This is a genomic window from Streptomyces sp. NPDC051636 (genome assembly GCF_044453765.1).
Lineage (GTDB): Bacteria > Actinomycetota > Actinomycetes > Streptomycetales > Streptomycetaceae > Streptomyces.
Genome location: NZ_JBITDA010000004.1, coordinates 337,628 through 357,955, shown reverse-complemented (window position 1 = coordinate 357,955; position 20,328 = coordinate 337,628). Strand labels below are relative to the sequence as shown.

Sequence of the window (20,328 nt, the reverse complement as noted above, 5' to 3'; positions counted from 1 at the left end):
TGATGTCGAGATTCTCCGGGTCGAGGGAAGCGGCGCGCGGTGCCACCCTTCTCACTCGAGGTGGACGAGGTCGGCCTCGGTGTCGATGTCGTACGGCCGCGCCACGTCCCCGCACTCGACGAGCGTGACCGCCCCGGAGTGCTCCTTCAGGTACACGCGTGCCCCCCGGTCGCCGGTCGCCCTCGCCGCGATGCCCGCCCAGTGCGTCGCGCCGAGCAGGACGGGGTGGCCCCGCACGCCGTCGTACGCCGCCGAGACCAGTGACCGCTCGTCCCGGTACGCGGCGAGCACGCGGGCCACCGCCTGCGGCCCGATGCCCGGCTGGTCGACGAGCGAGACCAGCGCGGCCCGCGCGCCGGTGCCGGCCAGCGAGTCCAGCCCCGCCCGCAGCGAGGTGCCCATGCCCCGCTCCCACTCCGGGTTGTCGACGAGCACGCAACCGGCCAGCCGGGCCCGCTCCCGTACGGCCTCCGCGCGGGCCCCCAGGACCACGTGCACGCGTTCGCAGCCGGCCGCGCGCAGCACCCCCACCGCGTGCTCCACCAGGGGCCGTCCCCGGTGCTCGAGCAGTGCCTTGGGCCGTCCGCCGAGCCGTCTTCCGCCGCCCGCGGCGAGGAGCAGCCCGGCGATCTGGTGGTGGTTGTCCGTCATGCGTCCTGCATACCTGACGCCGAGGGGAGCGGCCGGTTTCCGAGTACTGAATTTCGGTCCGCACGCTGGCGCACCCGCACCGGGTGGCGTTTACTGGCCCGCGTCTCAGGCGCCCGACCAGTGCCGGGGAGGCGTGCGCCGGGGGGATCGGGAAGCGCGGGCGCACCGCGGAGTGCGAGGGGGAGGGCTGTGTTGCGGAGCTTGGGGCAGAGGCCGGTGACCGGCAGCGACGAGGATCCGAGAATGGCGGAACTGCGGACCGCGGTGTCCCGCCTGCGCCGTGAACTCGCCGCGCACCCGGCGGAGTTCCCGGACCGGGCGACAGCCGAGGACGAGTTGGCCGCGCTGGCCGCGATGACGTCCGACGGAATCCCCGAGATACCGCGGCTGCGCCGCTCCCTGTTACTGATCGCGGGTGCGATCGGCTCCGTCAGTGCCCTCGCCCGGGGCCTGTCGGACGTCCGCGACGCGGTGGATCTGTTCGGGGAGCCGCCGCGGGGCTGAGGCGGTGGGCGGCATGCCGTCGGCCGCAGCCGGTCCGCCCGCCGGCGCCCCCCGGGCGGTCACCCGGCGGCCCGCTCAGCCGCCCGAGCTCGCCAGCGCCTGCGACAGTTCCGCCGCCACCTGCTGCAGCACCGGCACGATCCGCTCCGTGGCCGTCTCCGTGACGCGGCCGGCCGGGCCGGAGATCGAGATGGCGGCGGCGGTGGGGGAGCCGGGCACGGAGACCGCCAGGCAGCGGACTCCTACCTCCTGCTCGTTGTCGTCGACCGCGTAGCCCTGGCGGCGCACCTCCGCCAGCGCCGCGAGGAAGCCCTCGGGCGTGGTGATCGTCTTGTCCGTGGCCGCGGGCATGCCGGTGCGGGCCAGCAGGGCGCGCACCTCGTCGTCCGGGGTGTTGGCGAGCAGCGCCTTGCCCACGCCCGTGGAGTGCGGCAGGACGCGCCGGCCGACCTCGGTGAACATGCGCATCGAGTGCCTGGACGGCACCTGTGCCACGTACACGATCTCGTCCCCGTCGAGCAGCGCCATGTTCGCCGTCTCGCCGGTCTCCTCGACCAGGCGGGCGAGGTAGGGCCGGGCCCAGGTGCCGAGCAGCCGGGAGGCCGACTCGCCCAGGCGGATCAGGCGCGGGCCGAGGGCGTAGCGCCGGTTGGGCTGCTGGCGTACGTATCCGCAGACGACCAGCGTGCGCATCAGGCGGTGGATGGTGGGCAGCGGCAGCCCGCTGCTCGCCGAGAGCTCGCTGAGGCCGACCTCGCCGCCCGCGTCCGCCATCCGCTCGAGCAGGTCGAAGGCGCGCTCGAGGGACTGGACCCCGCCGCCGTTGGCGGACTTGGCGGACTCGGTGGTGCTGGCGCTGGACGTCGGCACGGCACATTCCTTTCGGGACTGGCAGGAAGGGCCTGACAGGAAGGGCCAAAGCCTACCCGGGAGCTGGTTGACTCCCTGCTTGTACGTCACTACGTTCTGCTTACCGGAATTCTAATTCCGTCTTATGGAAACGTCCAGAGCGGCCGGCCTCGGAGTGCCGCGGAGAAGTGTGCCCTTGACGGCCGGGGAGCGGGAGTGGAGACTCCTTCAACAGAACGTTGAATTCCCTTACATGGGTGTACATCCCGTTTCGTGGAAGTAAAACGGCGGCAGAGAGAGGGGTCCGGGTGTCCGACGCTGAACTGGTGCTGCGCTCGACGCGGGTCATCACTCCGGAAGGGACGCGCGCCGCCTCGGTCGTGGTGTCCGCCGGGACGATCACGGCCGTGCTGCCGCACGACGCGCCCGTGCCCCAGGGCGCCCGCCTGGAGGACCTCGGCGACCACGTGCTGCTGCCCGGCCTGGTCGACACCCACGTGCACGTCAACGATCCCGGCCGCACCGAGTGGGAGGGGTTCTGGACCGCCACGCGCGCGGCGGCGGCCGGCGGTGTCACCACCCTCGTCGACATGCCGCTCAACTCCCTCCCGCCGACCACGACGGTCGACCACCTCCGTACGAAGCAGCAGGTCGCCGCGGACAAGGCGCACATCGACGTCGGTTTCTGGGGCGGCGCCCTGCCCGGCAACGTCAAGGACCTGCGACCGCTGCACGACGCCGGAGTCTTCGGCTTCAAGGCGTTCCTGTCCCCCTCCGGCGTGGACGAGTTCCCGCACCTCGACCAGGAGCAGCTCGCCCGGTCGCTGGCGGAGATCGCCGGGTTCGGCGGCCTGCTGATCGTGCACGCCGAGGATCCCCGCCACCTCGACGCGGCCCCGCAGCAGGGCGGCCCCAGGTACGCCGACTTCCTCGCCTCCCGCCCGCGCGACGCCGAGGACACGGCGATCGCGAACCTCATCGCGCAGGCCCGGCGCCTCCAGGCGCGCGTGCACGTGCTGCACCTGTCCTCCGGCGACGCGCTGCCGCTGATCGCCGCAGCGAAGGCGGAGGGCGTCCGCATCACGGTGGAGACCTGCCCGCACTACCTCACCCTGACGGCCGAGGAAGTCCCCGACGGCGCCAGCGAGTTCAAGTGCTGCCCGCCCATCCGCGAGGCCGCCAACCAGGACCTGCTGTGGCAGGCGCTGGCCGACGGCACCATCGACTGCGTGGTGACCGACCACTCACCGTCCACCGCCGACCTGAAGACCGACGACTTCGCCACCGCCTGGGGCGGCATCTCCGGACTCCAGCTCAGCCTGGCCGCCGTGTGGACCGAGGCCCGCAGGCGCGGCCACGGCCTTCAGGACGTCGTCCGCTGGATGTCGACGCGCACGGCGGAACTGGCCGGCCTCGACCGCAAGGGCGCCATCGCACCGGGCCGCGACGCCGACTTCGCCGTCCTCGCGCCCGATGAGACGTTCACCGTGGACCCGGCCGCCCTCCAGCACCGCAACCGCGTCACGGCGTACGCGGGCCGCACCCTCACCGGCGTGGTGAAGTCCACCTGGCTGCGCGGCGAGCGCATCGTCGCGGACGGCGAGTTCACCGCACCGAAGGGCCGCCTGCTCACCCGCAGCCCCTGATCCGCCCTCCCGCACCCGCGGTGGCCGACCCCGAAAGGAACCCCTGATCAACGTGACGGCGATCGTGACCTTCACCGGCGACGCGAACCCCTACGGAGGCGGCGACCCGTACGCGGACTACCGCACCGCCGACTTTCCCTTCACCCAGCACGCCAACCTCGCCGACCGGCGGCTCGGCGCCGGTGTCATCGCCGCCAACGACGAGTTCTTCGCCCAGCGCGAGAACCTGCTGGTGCCCGGGCGGGCCGAGTTCGACCCCGGGCACTTCGGGCACAAGGGCAAGATCATGGACGGCTGGGAAACCCGCCGCCGCCGCGGCGCCTGCGCAGAGCACCCCTGGCCCACCGCCGAGGACCACGACTGGGCGCTTGTCCGCCTCGGCGCGCCGGGCGTGATCCGGGGCATCGTCGTGGACACCGCCCACTTCCGCGGAAACCACCCGCAGGCCGTGTCGGTCGAGGGCACGTCCGTGCCCGGCTCCCCGTCCCCGGAGGAGCTCCTGTCCGGCGACGTGAAGTGGACGACGCTGGTCCCCCGGACCCCGGTGGGCGGCCACGCGGCGAACGGTTTCTCCGTGTCCGTGGAGCAGCGCTTCACGCACCTGCGGGTCAACCAGCACCCCGACGGCGGCATCGCGCGCCTGCGCGTGTACGGAGAGGTCGTCCCCGACCCGAGGTGGCTGGCGGTCCTCGGCACCTTCGACGTGGTCGCCCTGGAGAACGGCGGCCGGGTCGAGGACGCCTCCGACCTCTTCTACTCACCGGCCACCAACACCATCCAGCCGGGCCGCTCCCGCACGATGGACGAGGGCTGGGAGACCCGCCGCCGCCGCGACCGGGGCAACGACTGGATCCGCTACCGCCTGGCCGAACAGGCCCAGGTCCGGGCCCTGGAGATCGACACGGCCTGTCTGAAGGGCAACAGCGCGGGCTGGGCGTCGGTGTCCTTCAAGGACGGCGAGGACGGCGAGTGGCGCGAGGTCCTGCCCCGCACCCGCCTCCAGCCCGACACCAACCACCGCTTCGTGCTCCCGGCCCCGGCCGTCGGCACGCACGCGCGCGTGGACATCTTTCCGGACGGAGGCATCTCCCGCCTGCGGTTGTTCGGCTCGCTGACGGAGCAGGGCGCGGCGGAGCTGGCGGCGCGTCATCGGGAGCTGGGCGGCTGACGCGGGGAGCTTCGGTGATCATCGCGGGCGCGGGCAACTTCATCGACCTCGACCCGGCCGGCTTCGGCGGCCGCATCGAGGTCGGCACCGGCTGCGCCGTCGCCTTCGAGGAGGGCATCCAGTACGGCGTCCAGCGCGTCGGCGGCCTCGACCGCCGGGGACTGACGGACATGGTCTTCGGCGGCGAGGGCCTGTCCCTGGCCACCCTGGAGGGCAACGGCCGCGGCATCCGGAAGTCCCTCACCATCGAGAGCCTCACGGGCGCCCTGAAGAAGGCCCCGGGCGGTGACAAGCAGGGCCCGGCGGGCGGTCTCCTCTCGATCCACGCCGGATGAGGCGATGAGTTGCGGGGCCCGGCGGGGTCTGAGGTGATGACAGCAGAACCCGCACCAGGAAGCAGGTGTCCGCCATGGGCAAGCTCGTCTCCACGGTCTTCGTCACCCTCGACGGCGTCTACCAGGCACCCGGCGGCCCCCGGGAGGACCCCAGCGGCGGTTTCGACCAGGGCGGCTGGAGCGTTCCGTACGGCGACGACGACTTCGGCCGGTTCGTCACCGAGGTCTTCGACCGGGTGGGAGCCTTCCTCCTCGGCCGCCGCACCTACGAGATCTTCGCCTCCTACTGGCCGAAGATGACCGATCCGGGTGACCCCGTCGCGGGCAAGCTGAACGGCCTGCCGAAGTACGTCGTCTCCTCGACGGGCCTGGACACGTCCGGCTGGTCCCGCACCACCGTGCTCACCGCCGACCTCGCCAAGGAGGTCACCGCCCTGAAGGAGCGCACCGAGGGCGAGCTCCAGGTCCACGGCAGCGGCGCCCTCGTCCGGTCCCTCCTGGCCCTCGACCTCGTCGACACCCTCCACCTGCTGACCTTCCCGGTCGTGCTGGGCGCCGGCCGCCGCCTGTTCCCGGAAGGCGCCGTCCCGACCGCGTTCCGGCACGCCGGAGGGCGGGTCACCGCCGCGGGCGTCTCCATCCAGTCGTACGACTTCGCCGGGCGCCCCGAGTACGGCTCGTACGAGCTCCCCGAAAACGTCTAGCCGAAGATCACCTCCGCCGGTACGGTGATCGCCCACCGTGGGAGCCGCCGATGTCTCCGCACATCCCAGGGAGACAGGAAGAGCCGCCCCCATGTCCTCGATCGCCGTACCGCACGCCCTCGCGCCCCGCCGCGCCTGGCTCACCGACCTGCCCGTGCTGCTCGTGGCGGTGGTGTGGGGCGCCAGCTATCTCGCCGCCAAGGACATCACCACCGCGCGGACGGTGATCGCCGTCCTGGTGCTGCGCTTCGCCCTCGTGCTGCCGGTGCTGGCCGTCGTGGGACGGCGGTCGCTGCGCGCCCTGACCGCCGCCCAGTGGCGCGGTGCCGCGCTGCTGGGGCTGATCCTCAGCGGGATCTTCCTGCTGGAGACGTACGGCGTCGTGCACACCTCGGCGACCAACGCGGGCCTCATCATCAGCCTCACCATGATCTTCACGCCGCTCGCGGAGGCCGCCGTCACCCGCACCCGGCCCGCGCGCGCCTTCCTCGGTGCCGCGGCCCTCTCCGTGCTCGGCGTCGTCCTGCTGACCCAGGGCGGCGGCTTCACCAGCCCCTCCGCCGGCGACCTGTTGATGCTGCTCGCCGCCCTCGCCCGCACCCTGCACGTACTGGCGATGTCCCGCGTCCGGGCCGTGCAGGGCGCCGACGCGCTGCCGCTCACCGCCGTCCAGCTGGGCACCGCGGTCGCCGTGTTCGCGGCGCTGTCGGCCGGCACCGGGCCCGCCCCCTGGGTGACGGCCGCGGACTTCGGCGCCCGGGAGTGGGCCGGACTGCTGTTCCTGTCCGCCCTGTGCACGCTGTTCGCCTTCTTCGTCCAGATGTGGGCCGTCCGCCGCACCTCCCCGTCCCGGGTCAGCCTGCTGCTGGGCACGGAGCCGCTGTGGGCCGCCGGGGCCGGCATCGCGCTCGGCGGGGAGCGGCTCGGCGCTCTCGGCCTGGTGGGTGGTGCGCTGGTGCTCGTGGGGACGGCGTGGGGACGGCGGGCCACAGGTTAACTTCCCGAAAACTCATCCGACTTGACGGGAAAATCCACGAGCTTGTCATTGACATGCCATCGTCTACGCGCGTCATCATAGGGGCCATGAGATTCCCCCCACGCGCCACTCGGATCGGCGCCGCAGCCGCTCTCCTGTCCGCCCTCCTCGTGGGCGGCACCGTCTCCGCCACCACGGCGGACGCCGCTGCCACGTCAGTCGGCAGCATCTGCCACAGCGACCTGCCGTCGCAGGCGTACGACACCCTGGACCTCATCGACCAGGGCGGTCCGTTCCCGTACTCGCAGGACGGGGTCGTCTTCCAGAACCGGGAAGGCGTCCTGCCCAAGCAGTCGACCGGCTACTACCACGAGTACACGGTGATCACGCCCGGTTCCTCCACGCGCGGTGCACGGCGCATCGTCACCGGTGAGGAGTACCAGGAGGACTACTACACCGCGGACCACTACGCGATGTTCGACCTGATCGACTTCGGCTGCTGAGCCGCCGGGCCCGGTCGGAGGGAACCGTGCGACCCGCCGGGGCCCGCCCGGCGCTCAGCCGGACCCCCGGCTCTCCGCGGCGGCGAACAGCGCGAACGCGAGCACCACGAGCGCGACGCTCACGTAGATCTCGTAGCCGTCGAGGAAGCCGAGCCGCTGGACGAGACCCACGTGCCAGTGGGTGAACTCGTGCACCAGGCCCAGCACGCCCTGCACCAGGGCGAGGAATCCGATCAGCTCCAGCACCTGCTTCATGACCCGACCCTCGCCCCGCGGCCTCCCCCCACGGAATCGGCCGCGGGGCGAGTCGTGTCCGCCGGAGGACTGCCCTGCCGCCCGCACGGGCCACCGAAAGTCCACCTGTGCCGCGACTTTGGTCGCCGATCCCCGCACGAGGCGGTCGCACGACGCGTCGCACCCCATAGATTTGCCGACCGTGAAGTCGTCGATCGCGCAGGGTGTGCAGCCGGCCCGGACGCCGCAGGCGTTCGCGGGGCGCCGGTGGCTGTTCCCGTCCGCCCTCATCCACGAGCTGGACCCGGACCCCGGTAACACCGGGCGGCGGCCGCGGCGCACCGCGCGCGACTGGGCCGTCGACTTCAGCTGCTTCCTGCTCGCCGTCGCCCTGGGCCTGGCCGCGGCGGACACCCTGCGGCACGATCCGCACACCCCGCACGCCCTCGCCGTGGTCGACCAGCTGCTCGGCGCGCTCGCCTGCGCGGCGCTCTGGCCGCGCCGCCGGTGGCCGGTCGGGCTGGCCGTCGCCATGATCCCCGTCAGCTTCCTGTCGAACACCGCGGGCGGCGCCGCCATGGTCGTCCTGTTCACCCTCACCGTGCACCGGCCCCTTCGGTACGTGGCCTGGATCGGCGGCATCGATCTCGCGCTGATCCCGCTGTTCTTCTGGCTGCGTCCCGACCCGGACCTGCCCTACGCGGGCGTCGTCGCGTTCACCGCACTGCTCACCGTCTCGGTCATCGGCTGGGGCATGTTCGTCCGCTCCAAACGGCAGCTGGTGCTGAGCCTGCGCGACCGTGCCCGCCGCGCGGAGACCGAGGCGCGGCTGCGGGCCGAGCAGGCCCAGCGGCTCGCCCGGGAGGCCATCGCCCGCGAGATGCACGACGTGCTGGCCCACCGGCTCACGCTGCTCAGCGTGCACGCGGGCGCCCTGGAGTTCCGGCCGGACGCACCCGCCGGGGAGGTCGCCCGGGCCGCCGGTGTGATCCGCGAGAGCGCGCACGAGGCCCTGCAGGACCTGCGGGAGATCATCGGTGTGCTGCGGGCGGGGGAGCGGGACGACACGGGCCGCCCCCAGCCGACGCTCGGCGCGCTGGACGCCCTCGTCGCCGAGTCCCGTGCGGCGGGCATGAAGGTCACCCTCGACTCCCGCGTCACCGAGCCCGCCGCCGTCCCCGCCTCCGTCGGCCGCACCGCCTACCGCATCGCCCAGGAGTGCCTGACCAACGCCCGCAAACACGCCCCCGGCACGGAGGTCGCGCTCACCGTCACGGGCGCCCCGGGCGACGGCCTGACGGTCACGGTGCGCAACCCGCTCCCCGGGGCCGAGGTCCCGCGCGTCCCCGGCTCGGGGCAGGGCCTGATCGGCCTGACCGAGCGGGCGACCCTGGCCGGGGGACGGCTGGAGCACGGAGCCACGGGGGACGGCGGTTTCGAGGTACGGGCGTGGTTGCCGTGGGCCGGGGCGTGATTACGTAACGGCCATGACTGCGATCAGACTGCTGCTCGTCGACGACGATCCTCTGGTGCGGGCGGGCCTGTCCCTCATGATGGGGGGCGCCGACGACATCGAGATCGTGGGGGAGGCCGCCGACGGCGGCGAGGCCGAGGCGCTGGTCGACCGCACCCGCCCGGACGTGGTCCTGATGGACATCCGCATGCCCTCGGTGGACGGACTGACCGCCACGGAGCGGCTGCGTGGCCGCGAGGACGCCCCGCAGGTCGTCGTCCTCACCACCTTCCACGCCGACGAACAGGTGCTGCGGGCGCTGCGCGCGGGTGCCGCCGGGTTCGTCCTCAAGGACACCCCGCCCGCCGGGATCGTCGAAGCGGTCCGCCGGGTCGCGTCCGGCGACCCGGTGCTGTCGCCCACCGTCACCCGCCAGTTGATGGCGCACGCGGCCGGCACCGCCGCCGACACCAGGCGCGCACGCGCGCGTGAGCGGCTCACCGCCCTCAACGACCGCGAGCGCGAGGTCGCCGCAGCGGTCGGCCGCGGCCTCGCCAACGCCCAGATCGCCGCCGGGCTCTTCATGAGCGTCGCCACCGTCAAGACCCACGTCTCCCGCATCCTGGCCAGGCTCGAGCTCAACAACCGCGTGCAGATCGCCCTGCTGGCCTACGACGCGGGGCTCCTGGAGGACGGGGAGTAGGCCCCGCGTACCCGGACCCGGGTATGCCGGACCGGTGCGAGGGGCGGGCACCAATCACGCCCGCCGGGCGTTGCCGGGGTACCGGGAGACCTCGGGGTGTTGTCCGGAAGGGGAGGCCATGACGAGGGTGATCGATCTGGCGGAGTTCGGGGACGCGTTCCGCAGCGACCCGCACCCGGTGTACGCGCGGCTGCGGGAGCTCGGCCCCGTGCACCGCGTGCGGTTACCGGCGCCCGACGAGCACCACGAGACCTGGCTCGTCGTGGGGTACGAGGAGGCACGTTCGGCGCTCGCGGACCCGCGGCTGTCCAAGGACGGCAGCAGGATCGGGATGATGTTCGTCGACGAGGAACTGGCCGGCAAGTACCTGCTGGCCACCGACCCGCCGCAGCACACGCGCCTGCGCGGGCTCATCACCCGCGCGTTCACCGTGCGCCGGGTGGAGGAGCTGCGGCCGAGAATCCAGGAGATCACCGACGGACTGCTCGACGCGATGCTGCCGCGTGGCCGGGCCGACCTCGTGGACTGCCTCGCGTACCCGCTGCCCATCACCGTGATCTGCGAACTGCTCGGCGTCCCCGAGATGGACCGCACGGAGTTCCGGAAGCTGTCGACCGAAGTCGTCGCGCCCACCAGCGCGGAGAGCGAGCACGACGCCTTCGTCCGGCTCGCCGAGTACCTCACCGAACTGATCGAGGACAAGCGGTGCGCCGGACCGGGCGGTGACCTGCTCAGCGATCTGATCCGTACGACGGCCGAGGACGGCGACCGGCTGTCCCCGCGGGAACTGCGGGGCATGGCCTTCATCCTGCTGATCGCCGGCCACGAGACCACCGTCAACCTCATCACCAACGGGGTCCTGGCCCTGCTCACCCACCCCGGCCAGCTCGCCGCCCTGCGCGCCGACATGACCCTCCTGGACGGCGCCGTCGAGGAGATGCTGCGCTACGAGGGACCGGTGGAGAACGCGACCTTCAGATACGCCGCCGAGCCCATGGAGATCGGCGGCACCCCCGTCGGGCAGGGCGAGCCGGTGATGATCGGCCTCACCGCGGCCGACCGGGACGCGGCCCGCTTCCCGGACCCGGACCGCTTCGACATCCGCCGCGGCACCCGCGGCCACCTCGCCTTCGGCCACGGCATCCACTACTGCCTGGGCGCACCCCTGGCCCGTCTGGAGGCCCGCACGGCGGTCCGTTCCCTGCTGGAGCGCGCCCCCGGCCTCGCGCTGGACGGCTCACCCGGCGACTGGCTGCCGGGCCCCCTGATGCGAGGGGTGCGCAGTCTGCCGGTGCGCTGGTAGCGGGGCTGCTCCGGCCCGTCACCCGAACGCCGGCTCCGCCCCGCCCGCGATCTCCGCCAGCCGCACCGGCCTCCGCTCCCGGCGGGACAGTTCGCACGCCTCGGCCACGCGCAGGGCCTGCAGGGCCTCCCGCCCGTCGCACGGGTTGGCCCGCTCCCCGCGGACGACCTCGACGAAGGCGCACAGTTCGGCCTCGTAGGCGGGCCCGAAGCGTTCCAGGAAACCGGTCCAGGGCTTGTCCGCGGCCGGCGGCCCGGTCGGCTCGGTGGACGCGATCGGCGTACGGTCGTCCAGGCCCACCACGATCTGGTCCAGTTCCCCGGCGAGCTCCATGCGGACGTCGTAGCCCGCGCCGTTCAGCCGCGTCGCCGTCACCGTCGCCAGCGTGCCGTCGTCCAGGGTGAGGACGGCCGCGCCCGTGTCGATGTCACCGGCCTCCCGGAACATCGCGGGCCCGGCGTCCGACCCGGTCGCGTACACGTCGAGGACCTCCCGGCCCGCCACCCAGCGCAGCGCGTCGAAGTCGTGGATGAGTGTGTCCCGGTACAGCCCGCCGGACAGCGGCAGCCAGGCCGCCGGGGGAGGGGACTGGTCGGAGGTCAGCGCCCGTACGGTGTGCAGCCGCCCGAGCCGCCCCGAGCGGACCGCCTCGCGGGCGCCGGCGTAGCCCGTGTCGAAGCGCCGCTGGAAACCCATCTGCAGGACGGTGCCGGCCGCCTCCACCTCGGCCAGCGCGTGCAGTGTGCCCGGCAGGTCCAGGGCGATCGGCTTCTCGCAGAAGACCGGCAGGCCGGAGCGTGCTGCCCGGCCGATCAGTTCGGCGTGGGCCGAAGTCGCCGTCGTGATCACCACGGCGTCCACGCCCCACCTGAAGATCTCGTCCACCCCGGGCGCCGCCGTCTCCCCGAGGCGGTGCGCGAGCTCCTGGGCCCGCGCCGGGTCCGCGTCCGTGAGGATCAGGGAACCGACCTCACGGTGGCGGCTGAGCGTGTTCGCATGAATGGTGCCTATGCGGCCCGTACCGATGACCCCGATGCGCATGGAAACAAACTGAGGGCCGACCCCGTGCGCTGTCAATGCGCATGTCCGGACAATCAGACTTCACAACTTCCCGTCAACCAGCCACGGAGCTACGCTCGGGCCGTGCCGAAACCAGATGTGGACCCCACCGTGTCGCTCGACCTCAGTGTGGACCGGAGTTCGCCGGTGCCGTTGTACTTCCAGCTGTCCCAGCAGCTGGAGGCCGCGATCGAGCACGGCGCGCTCACCCCCGGCAGCCTGCTGGGCAACGAGATCGAGCTCGCCGCACGGCTCGGCCTGTCCCGGCCCACCGTCCGCCAGGCCATCCAGTCCCTCGTCGACAAGGGCCTCCTCGTCCGCCGCCGAGGCGTCGGTACCCAGGTCGTGCACAGCCAGGTCAAGCGCCCCCTGGAACTCAGCAGCCTCTACGACGACCTGGAGGCGGCCGGCCAGCGTCCCGCGACCAAGGTGCTGGTCAACACCGTCGTCCCGGCCTCCGCCGAGGTCGCCGCCGCGCTCGGTGTCGCCGAGGACAGCGACGTGCACCGCATCGAGCGGCTGCGGCTCGCGCACGGCGAGCCGATGGCGTACCTGATCAACCACCTTCCGCCCGGCCTGCTCGACCTGGACACGGCGCAACTGGAGGCGACCGGCCTGTACCGCCTGATGCGCTCCGCCGGGATCACCCTGCACAGCGCCCGGCAGTCCATCGGCGCCCGCGGCGCCACGGCCGCCGAGGCCGAACGGCTGGCCGAGGCGGAGGGCGCCCCGCTGCTCACCATGCGGCGCACCACCTTCGACGACACCGGCCGCGCGGTCGAGTTCGGCGACCACACCTACCGGCCCACGCGCTACTCCTTCGAGTTCCAGCTGCTCGTGCGGCCTTGACGCCGGACGGTCCCATGCGTCGCTATGTCCGGACAATGTGATGGTGTGGCGGGGTCGGCGCGCGGCTCCGCCGCGTGCGCGACCAGCCCCGTCGCACCCGCACCCGGCAACGACCGCGCACCCCCCGCAGCTCCCCCGCGCGACACTCAGCGTGAGCGTGCGGCAGAATCGGCGGCGATGAGCACCTACCGCGACCTCACCGCCCCCATCGGCTCCCGCCGGGCCACCGTCCTGCGCACGGCCGGTACGCGGGAACGCCGGTCACACCTGACCGCACCCCGCGTGCCGACGGTCGGCATCGACATCGGCGGCACCAAGGTCATGGCGGGCGTCGTGGACGCCGACGGCAACATCCTGGAGAAGGTCCGCGCGGAGACCCCGGACAAGTCCAAGAGCCCGAAGGTCGTCGAGGACACCATCGTCGAACTGGTCCTGGACCTGTCCGACCGGCACGACGTGCACGCGGTCGGCATCGGCGCGGCCGGCTGGGTCGACGCCGACCGCAACCGCGTGCTGTTCGCGCCGCACCTGTCCTGGCGCAACGAGCCGCTCAGGGACCGCATCTCCGGCCGCCTGTCCGTGCCCGTCCTGGTGGACAACGACGCCAACACCGCCGCCTGGGCGGAGTGGCGCTTCGGCGCCGGCCGCGGCGAGGACCACCTCGTCATGATCACGCTGGGCACCGGCATCGGCGGCGCGATCCTGGAGGACGGCCAGGTCAAGCGCGGCAAGTACGGCGTCGCCGGGGAGTTCGGGCACATGCAGGTCGTGCCCGGCGGCCACCGCTGCCCGTGCGGCAACCGCGGCTGCTGGGAGCAGTACAGCTCCGGCAACGCGCTGGTCCGGGAGGCGCGGGAGCTGGCCGCCGCCGACTCGCCGGTGGCGTACGGGATCATCGAGCACGTCAAGGGCAACATCGGCGACATCACCGGCCCGATGATCACCGAGCTGGCCCGCGAGGGCGACGCGATGTGCGTCGAACTGCTCCAGGACATCGGCCAGTGGCTCGGCGTCGGCATCGCCAACCTGGCCGCCGCCCTCGACCCGTCCTGCTTCGTCATCGGCGGTGGCGTGTCGGCCGCCGACGACCTGCTGATCGGCCCCGCGCGGGACGCCTTCAAGCGCCACCTCACCGGCCGCGGCTACCGCCCCGAGGCCCGCATCACCCGCGCCCAGCTCGGCCCCGAGGCCGGCATGGTCGGCGCCGCCGACCTCGCCCGCCTCGTCGCCCGCCGCTTCCGGCGTGCCAAGCGGCGCAGAGTGGAGCGGTACGAGCGCTACGAGCGGTACGCGCAGACCCGCCGCGCCCAGGACACGGCATGACCGCGTCGCTGCCCCGCCAGGCCGCGCCCCCGGACGAGCCGCACCGCCCGCCCGAGGACCCGCGCCACAAGGCCAAGCGCAGGGCGCTCACCTTGCTGATCATCGTGCTGCTCATCGGCGTCCCGGCCGGCTACCTGGTCATCTCGGCCAACCAGAGCCGCAACAGCGGCAAGGACAAGGAGCAGAAGTACTCGGCGACCGGCCTCACCGCGGGCTGGCCGTCGAAGGTGCAGCGCCGCCTCTACCAGGTGCCCGTCCCGCACCCGGCCGACCAGATCGCCTACTACGAGACGAACAACTGGAAGACCAGCCGCCTCTACGTGCAGTTCCGGACCAACAGCGCCGGCCTGGACAGCTTCCTGGAGGGGATGGAGGTGAGCCGGGACGACCTGAAGAAGGGCGACATCAGCATCAGCGCTCGCGACCGGAAGATCACCGGCTGGACCTTCACGGGCCCCGGACCCTGGTGGGGCCTCACCCACGAGCAGAAGAACCCGGCACCCACCCAGGACGTGGTCGTGAACCTGTCCGACCCGAACTTCCCGATGGTGTACGTCGTCTCGCGCACCGTCCCCTGACGAGGCGGCCCGGCCGGTCGCCGGAGCCGATTGTCAGACCCCGCCCGTAGAGTCGAAGACGTCTGATCCGGCACACGGGCGGGAGGTGGCAGGACGTATGAGCGGCAGGGCTGCGCCGGCCGGGCGCACGGGAGGATCCCCGGGGACCGGGGAGGCCGTCCCGCTGCGACTCGCGGCCGTCTACCTGCCCGCACCCCTGCCGCGCGAGGGCCGCATCGTCTTCTGGGACCCCCAGGACGGGCCGCCCCCGTCCGCCGGGAGCGAGGAGCCGGCGGTGGTACGACGGGAGGAGCTGACGGTCGTACGGCGGCACGGCGCGGGCGTGCGCCGCAGGCAGGTGCCCACCCTCTCGATGCCGCTCGACCAGGCCCTCCCGCTGCTGGTGCGGGCCCGCCACGACCCGGCCGCCCACCCGGCCACGGCCTGCTGGGGCGCCGCCGCCCTGCACGCCCTGCGGCTCGCCGCCCGGGGCCGCCTGCTGCCCGGCCTGACCCCCACCGGGCACGACGCCTGGCGCGCGGGGCCCCTGGAGCCCGACGACATCGCCCACCTGCGCGCGGTGGCCGCCGCCCTGCCCGCCGAGGGCCACGCCGTGCCCCTGCCCGGTCCGGGAGCGCTGCGGTTGCCCGAGCCGGAGGCGCTGATGCGCTCCTTCCTGGACGCGGTCGCGGACACCCTGCCCCGCACCCCGGCCGCGCCCCACACCTCCGGCAAGCCCTTCGCCGCCCGCGAACCCCAGCCACTGCCCGACGCCCACGAGTGGGCCGCCGAGGTCGCCGCCGGCATGGACGCGGGCGTGCGGATCTCCCTGCGCCTGGACCTGTCGGCGTACGACCTCTTCGACGGCGGCGACGGCGACGGCGGAGACGGAGCGCGTGCTGCCGGGGCGGCGATCGTCCAGGTGCACAGCCTGGCCGACCCCACGCTGGTGGCCGACGCGGCGGTCCTGTGGGCGGGGGAGGCGGACGCCGCGTTCGGGCCACGCGCGCGTGTGGACGCGGCTCTCGCGGTGCGCCGCGCGGCCCGTGTGTGGCCGCCGCTGGACCGGCTCGCCGAGCGGGAGGTGCCCGACGTCCTGGCCCTGTCCGAGGACGAGCTCGGCGAACTGCTCGGCGTGGCGGCGACCAGGCTCGCGGCGGCCGGGGTCGCCGTGCACTGGCCCAGGGACCTGGCGCAGGACCTGAGTGCCGCCGCCGTGGTCCGGCCCGCTCCCGGCTCGGCGACCGACGGCACCGGCTTCTTCGAGAGCGAGGAACTGCTCCGGTTCCGCTGGCAGTTGGCACTGGGCGGCGACCCGCTCACCGAGGCCGAGATGGACGCCCTCGCGGAGGCCCACCGCCCGGTCGTCCGGCTCCGCGACCGCTGGGTGCTCGTCGACCCGGCCCTCGTTCGCAAGGCCCGCAAGCGTGAACTCGGCCTGCTCGACCCGGTCGACGCGCTGTCCGTCGCGCTCACCGGCAGCGCCGAGGTCGACGGCGAGACCGTCGAGGCGGTCCCGGCCGGCGCGCTGGCCGCCCTGCGCGACCGCCTGACAGCCGGCATCCGCCCCGCCGAGCCACCGCCCGGCCTGCACGCCACCCTGCGCGACTACCAACTCCGCGGCCTGGCCTGGCTCGACCTGATGACCTCCCTCGGGCTGGGCGGCTGCCTCGCCGACGACATGGGCCTGGGCAAGACGATCACGCTGATCGCCCTGCACCTGAAGCGCGCCCGCACCGAACCGACCCTCGTGGTCTGCCCGGCCTCCCTGCTCGGCAACTGGCAGCGCGAGATCGCCCGCTTCGCGCCCGGCGTCCCCGTCCGCCGCTTCCACGGCCCCGACCGCACCCTGGACGGGCTCGACACAGGCTTCGTCCTCACGACGTACGGCACCATGCGCTCGACGGCATCCCGCCTGGCCGACCAGCCGTGGGGCATGGTCGTCGCGGACGAGGCCCAGCACGTGAAGAACCCGTACTCGGCCACCGCCAAGGCGCTGCGCACGATCCCGTCCCCCGCGCGCGTGGCGCTCACCGGCACCCCCGTGGAGAACAACCTTTCCGAGCTCTGGGCCCTGCTCGACTGGACCACCCCCGGACTCCTCGGCCCCTTGAAGTCCTTCCGCGCCCGGCACGCGCGCGCGGTGGAGAACGGCGAGGACGAGGAGGCGGTGACGAGGCTGGCCCGCCTCGTGCGCCCCTTCCTTCTGCGCCGCAAGAAGTCCGACCCGGGAATCGTCCCCGAACTGCCGCCCAAGACCGAGACGGACCACCCCGTCCCGCTCACCCGCGAACAGGCCGCGCTGTACGAGGCGGTGGTGCGCGAGTCGATGCTGGCGATCGAGACCGCCGAGGGCATCGCGCGCCGGGGGCTGGTGCTGAAGCTGCTGGGCGCCCTCAAACAGATCTGCGACCACCCCGCGCTGTACCTGAAGGAGGAGGCACGGGCCGACCGCCTCGCCGCCCGCTCCGGCAAACTCGCCCTGCTCGACGAGCTGCTGGACACCCTGCTCGCCGAGGACGGCTCGGCCCTGGTCTTCACGCAGTACGTCGGCATGGCCCGCCTCATCACCGCCCACCTCGACGCCCGCGCGGTGCCGGTCGACCTCCTGCACGGCGGAACGCCGGTCCCCGAGCGCGAGCGCATGGTGGACCGCTTCCAGAGCGGGGAGACGCCGATCCTCGTCCTCTCCCTCAAGGCCGCCGGAACCGGCCTGAACCTCACCCGCGCGGGCCACGTCGTCCACTTCGACCGCTGGTGGAACCCGGCCGTCGAGGAACAGGCCACCGACCGCGCCTACCGCATCGGCCAGACCCAGCCCGTCCAGGTCCACCGCCTCGTCACCGAGGGCACCGTCGAGGACCGCATCGCCGACATGCTCGCCTCCAAGCGCGCCCTGGCCGACGCCATCCTCGGCTCCGGCGAGTCGGCCCTGACCGAACTGACCGACCGCGAGCTGTCCGACCTGGTGTCCCTGAGGAGGCCGTCGTGACGGGCGAAGCACAGCGACCGGCTGACGCAGCACGCCGGGCCTTGCGGGAGGCACGGGGCGCGCGGGAGCAGGGGAGTGGTCCGCGGCGGGGGGAGGGGGAGACCGGAGGACGGTCGTCCGCGGTGACAGCCGCAACCACGGCGACGGGCACGGGGACGCCCGAGGGCACCGACGCGCCGGAGTGGGAACGGCCCGAGGGCGCGGCCGGGGCGGCGCGCGAGAGCGGGGGCGGGACGGCGAGGCCCGTAGGCGCGCTCGGGGACGAGAAGGCGAGGTCCGAAGACACGCCCGCAGGAGAGTCCGAGGCACCCGAGGGCCGTGCCGGGAAAGAACCCGAGGGCCGGGCCGGGAAAGAAGAGGAAGGGGCCGGGAGCGCGGCCGGGCACGAGAGGCAGAGGCCCAGGGGAACCGCCCGGGACGAGGAGCAGACGCCGAAGGGCGCGGCCAAGCAGGCGGCCGAGGCCGCGGCTCCCGAAGAGGGGCGGACGTCCGGGGCCACGGCCCCGGAGGGGAAGCAGGCGCCGGACGGCACAGCCGAGCGTGCGGTCGCGGCGCCCGGGCGCGACGCGTCGCGGCCCGGCGATGCCGCCCGTGCGGCACTCCGGTCGGCCGTGGCAGCCCGGCGGGGCGCGTGGGCGGTTGCCGAGGACGGCGCCGGACCGGCAGAACGTGCTGCCGTGGCAGGGCCCGTGCGGGACACGGCACAGGAAGCCGGTGACCGCCCGGCTCCGGAGACCGCACCGGAGAGTCGTGATCCCCTCGGGCCGGGACAACGCCCCGGTGACGTCGCCCGCGAGGCACTGCGAGCGGCCCGCCGGGCCGCCGCACGGTCCCAGGCGGGCCCCGAGACGGGGGAGGCGGAACCGCTGACCGGCCTGCCGTCCCCGGGCGGCCCGCCGGCACCCTCGGGCCGGCCGGGGACGGCCCGCCGTGAGGCGCCCCAGCGCGTCGAGCGGAGCAGGGTGGCCCGTGACATGCGGGAGTTCCTCGCGGGTGCCTTCCGGATGCCGTCGCTGTCCGACGTGGACGATCCGGCCGATCCGGCCGATGCCGGTGACCCGGTGGTGCGGGCGAATGCGGCCGGCCTGCCGGACCGCTCACCCACCGGACCCTCGAAAACCCGGGCACCGTCGGCCACACCCTCCTCGAACCCACCCGTCCCCCCCACCATGGCCACCCCCCACCGCGACCACGACCTCCGCCGCACCTTCCCGGCCTTCCCGCCCCGCCCGTCGGAAGAAGGCGCCCGCTTCGCCGCGACCTGGTGGGGCAACGCCTGGGTTGAGGCGCTGGAGCAGGGCGCGCTGGACGGCAAGCGGCTGGCGCGGGGGCGGGGATACGCCGAGCAGGGGCACGTGGACGCGATCACCGTGACGCCGGGGCTCGTGCTGGCGTACGTGCGCGGCAGCCGCCCCCGGCCGTACCGCGTGCAGGTGCGGCTGCGCACGCTGGAGGAAGCCGACTGGGCGCGGTTCCTGGACGCGGCCGCCGACCGGCCGGGCCACATCGCCGCGCTGCTCGACAAGGAACTGCCCCACTCCCTCGCCGACTGCGGTGTCCCCCTGCTGCCCGGCCCCGGTGACCTGGCCCCCCGCTGCAGCTGCCCCGACTCCGGCCACCCCTGCAAGCACGCGGCGGCACTGTGCTACCAGACGGCACGCCTGCTCGACGCCGACCCCTTCGTACTGCTCCTGCTGCGCGGCAGGGGCGAGCGTGACCTGCTCGACGCGCTGTCCCGCCGCAACGCCGCCCGCGCGGCCCGCGCCGCACAGGAACGGCAGCCGGCGTCCTTCCCCGGCGTCCGCGCCACCGACGCTCTCGCCCCGCGCGAACTCCCGGCCCTGCCACCGCCGTTGCCCGCACCTCCGCACCCGCAGCAGCCCCCGGTGTACCCGGCCGCCCCGGGCGGCCCCGATCCCTTCGCGCTGGACCAGCTGGCGACCGACGCCGCCGCCCGCGCCCACGCCCTGCTGACGACCGGCCGCGACCCGGTCGGCGAACTCACCCTCTGGCAGGACGCGGTGCGCCAGGCCGCGGCCCGCCCCGGTTCCGGGCTGACCGCCGCCACCCGCGCGCTCTACTCCTCGCTGGCCTCCGCGGCGGGCCGCACTCCGGCCGAGCTGGCGCGCGCGGTCGCCGCCTGGCGGCAGGGCGGGCTGGAGGGACTCACCGTCCTCGAGGAACCCTGGGACCCGCCGGCGGGCCGCTTCGACCGGGCCCGCCCGCTCCTGCTCGCCGCCGGCCTCCCGGCCTTCCGGCCCTGGCGCAACCGCCTCACCCACCCCCGGGGCCATGTCCAGCTCCGGCTCGGCCGGGACGGGTTGTGGTACGCGTACGAATCGGAACCGGGCCGTGACGACTGGTGGCCGCGCGGAACACCCGACCTGGATCCCGTGGGCGCGCTGACGGGGCTCGGCGGCCCCGGCGAGACATGAGTCCCGGCGACCGCGGGGACCCGGTCCGCCGGCCCCGCCGTTTCCCCACCGCCGGCCGTCCCCGGGCCCGGTGTGGAGTGCGGG

At 74.0% G+C, this 20,328-nt stretch carries 18 protein-coding genes and 1 pseudogene; 15 read left to right on the top strand and 4 right to left on the bottom strand.

What is annotated here, in order from left to right; genetic code table 11:
* Window positions 1–51: 51 nt before the first annotated feature.
* Window positions 52–651, bottom strand: coding sequence for an NTP transferase domain-containing protein (locus tag ACIBBH_RS11285; protein WP_399403976.1), 600 nt, complete (start codon window positions 649–651; stop codon window positions 52–54).
* Window positions 652–840: 189 nt separating this feature from the next.
* On the opposite strand from ACIBBH_RS11285, the gene ACIBBH_RS11280 reads away from it, so the two are divergent.
* Window positions 841–1,155: a DUF5955 family protein gene (locus tag ACIBBH_RS11280; RefSeq protein WP_399403975.1), complete on the top strand. Its 315-nt coding sequence runs from the start codon at window positions 841–843 to the stop codon at window positions 1,153–1,155.
* Between the two features lie 75 nt (window positions 1,156–1,230).
* Here ACIBBH_RS11280 and ACIBBH_RS11275 read toward each other — a convergent pair whose 3' ends face one another.
* Window positions 1,231–2,025 (bottom strand): IclR family transcriptional regulator, encoded by a 795-nt coding sequence (locus ACIBBH_RS11275; RefSeq protein ID WP_399403974.1) that lies wholly within the window; start codon window positions 2,023–2,025, stop codon window positions 1,231–1,233.
* Window positions 2,026–2,312: 287 nt separating this feature from the next.
* On the opposite strand from ACIBBH_RS11275, the gene allB reads away from it, so the two are divergent.
* The 6 genes and pseudogenes from allB to ACIBBH_RS11245 all read left to right on the top strand — a co-directional run bounded on the left by allB (window position 2,313) and on the right by ACIBBH_RS11245 (window position 7,336).
* Window positions 2,313–3,650 carry an allantoinase AllB gene (gene allB, locus ACIBBH_RS11270; protein WP_399403973.1) on the top strand — a complete coding sequence of 446 codons (1,338 nt, stop codon included), beginning with the start codon at window positions 2,313–2,315 and terminating at the stop codon, window positions 3,648–3,650.
* 52 nt (window positions 3,651–3,702) lie between these two features.
* Entirely contained in the window at window positions 3,703–4,818 is a 1,116-nt protein-coding gene (gene alc / locus ACIBBH_RS11265; protein ID WP_399403972.1) for an allantoicase, read from the top strand.
* Window positions 4,770–5,153, top strand: a pseudogene (locus tag ACIBBH_RS11260) (AIM24 family protein); the annotation flags it as partial. The gene alc and the pseudogene ACIBBH_RS11260, both read left to right, overlap by 49 nt.
* 74 nt (window positions 5,154–5,227) lie before the next feature.
* Window positions 5,228–5,857: a dihydrofolate reductase family protein gene (locus ACIBBH_RS11255; protein WP_399403971.1), complete on the top strand. Its 630-nt coding sequence runs from the start codon at window positions 5,228–5,230 to the stop codon at window positions 5,855–5,857.
* Between the two features lie 91 nt (window positions 5,858–5,948).
* The gene (locus ACIBBH_RS11250; RefSeq protein WP_399403970.1) at window positions 5,949–6,854 is read left to right on the top strand and encodes a DMT family transporter; all 906 of its coding nucleotides are present in this window, start codon (window positions 5,949–5,951) and stop codon (window positions 6,852–6,854) included.
* An 86-nt stretch (window positions 6,855–6,940) separates the two neighbouring features.
* Entirely contained in the window at window positions 6,941–7,336 is a 396-nt protein-coding gene (locus tag ACIBBH_RS11245; RefSeq protein ID WP_399403969.1) for a ribonuclease domain-containing protein, read from the top strand.
* Between the two features lie 54 nt (window positions 7,337–7,390).
* Here ACIBBH_RS11245 and ACIBBH_RS11240 read toward each other — a convergent pair whose 3' ends face one another.
* Window positions 7,391–7,591: a hypothetical protein gene (locus ACIBBH_RS11240; protein ID WP_399403968.1), complete on the bottom strand. Its 201-nt coding sequence runs from the start codon at window positions 7,589–7,591 to the stop codon at window positions 7,391–7,393.
* Between the two features lie 181 nt (window positions 7,592–7,772).
* Here ACIBBH_RS11240 and ACIBBH_RS11235 point away from each other — a divergent pair, with 181 nt between their 5' ends.
* The 3 genes from ACIBBH_RS11235 to ACIBBH_RS11225 all read left to right on the top strand — a co-directional run bounded on the left by ACIBBH_RS11235 (window position 7,773) and on the right by ACIBBH_RS11225 (window position 11,029).
* Entirely contained in the window at window positions 7,773–9,044 is a 1,272-nt protein-coding gene (locus ACIBBH_RS11235) for a sensor histidine kinase (RefSeq protein ID WP_399403967.1), read from the top strand.
* 13 nt (window positions 9,045–9,057) lie between these two features.
* A complete protein-coding gene (locus tag ACIBBH_RS11230; RefSeq protein WP_399403966.1) occupies window positions 9,058–9,726 on the top strand; it encodes a response regulator in 669 nt (222 codons plus the stop codon).
* A gap of 118 nt (window positions 9,727–9,844) precedes the next feature.
* Window positions 9,845–11,029, top strand: a complete 1,185-nt coding sequence (locus ACIBBH_RS11225; protein ID WP_399403965.1) for a cytochrome P450 — start codon at window positions 9,845–9,847, stop codon at window positions 11,027–11,029.
* 18 nt (window positions 11,030–11,047) lie between these two features.
* Here ACIBBH_RS11225 and ACIBBH_RS11220 read toward each other — a convergent pair whose 3' ends face one another.
* A complete protein-coding gene (locus tag ACIBBH_RS11220) occupies window positions 11,048–12,070 on the bottom strand; it encodes a Gfo/Idh/MocA family oxidoreductase (RefSeq protein ID WP_399403964.1) in 1,023 nt (340 codons plus the stop codon).
* Window positions 12,071–12,199: 129 nt separating this feature from the next.
* Between ACIBBH_RS11220 and ACIBBH_RS11215 the strand changes: the two genes are divergently transcribed.
* From ACIBBH_RS11215 to ACIBBH_RS11195, 5 genes are all read left to right on the top strand, one after another.
* A complete protein-coding gene (locus tag ACIBBH_RS11215) occupies window positions 12,200–12,937 on the top strand; it encodes a GntR family transcriptional regulator (RefSeq protein WP_399404040.1) in 738 nt (245 codons plus the stop codon).
* Between the two features lie 177 nt (window positions 12,938–13,114).
* A complete protein-coding gene (locus ACIBBH_RS11210) occupies window positions 13,115–14,260 on the top strand; it encodes an ROK family glucokinase (RefSeq protein WP_399403963.1) in 1,146 nt (381 codons plus the stop codon).
* Window positions 14,257–14,838: a sugar kinase gene (locus ACIBBH_RS11205; RefSeq protein ID WP_399403962.1), complete on the top strand. Its 582-nt coding sequence runs from the start codon at window positions 14,257–14,259 to the stop codon at window positions 14,836–14,838. Before ACIBBH_RS11210 ends, ACIBBH_RS11205 begins: the two co-directional genes overlap by 4 nt.
* A gap of 97 nt (window positions 14,839–14,935) precedes the next feature.
* The gene (locus tag ACIBBH_RS11200) at window positions 14,936–17,809 is read left to right on the top strand and encodes a DEAD/DEAH box helicase (RefSeq protein WP_399403961.1); all 2,874 of its coding nucleotides are present in this window, start codon (window positions 14,936–14,938) and stop codon (window positions 17,807–17,809) included.
* Window positions 17,810–17,931: 122 nt separating this feature from the next.
* Window positions 17,932–20,244, top strand: coding sequence for an SWIM zinc finger family protein (locus ACIBBH_RS11195; protein ID WP_399403960.1), 2,313 nt, complete (start codon window positions 17,932–17,934; stop codon window positions 20,242–20,244).
* Window positions 20,245–20,328 lie beyond the last annotated feature (84 nt).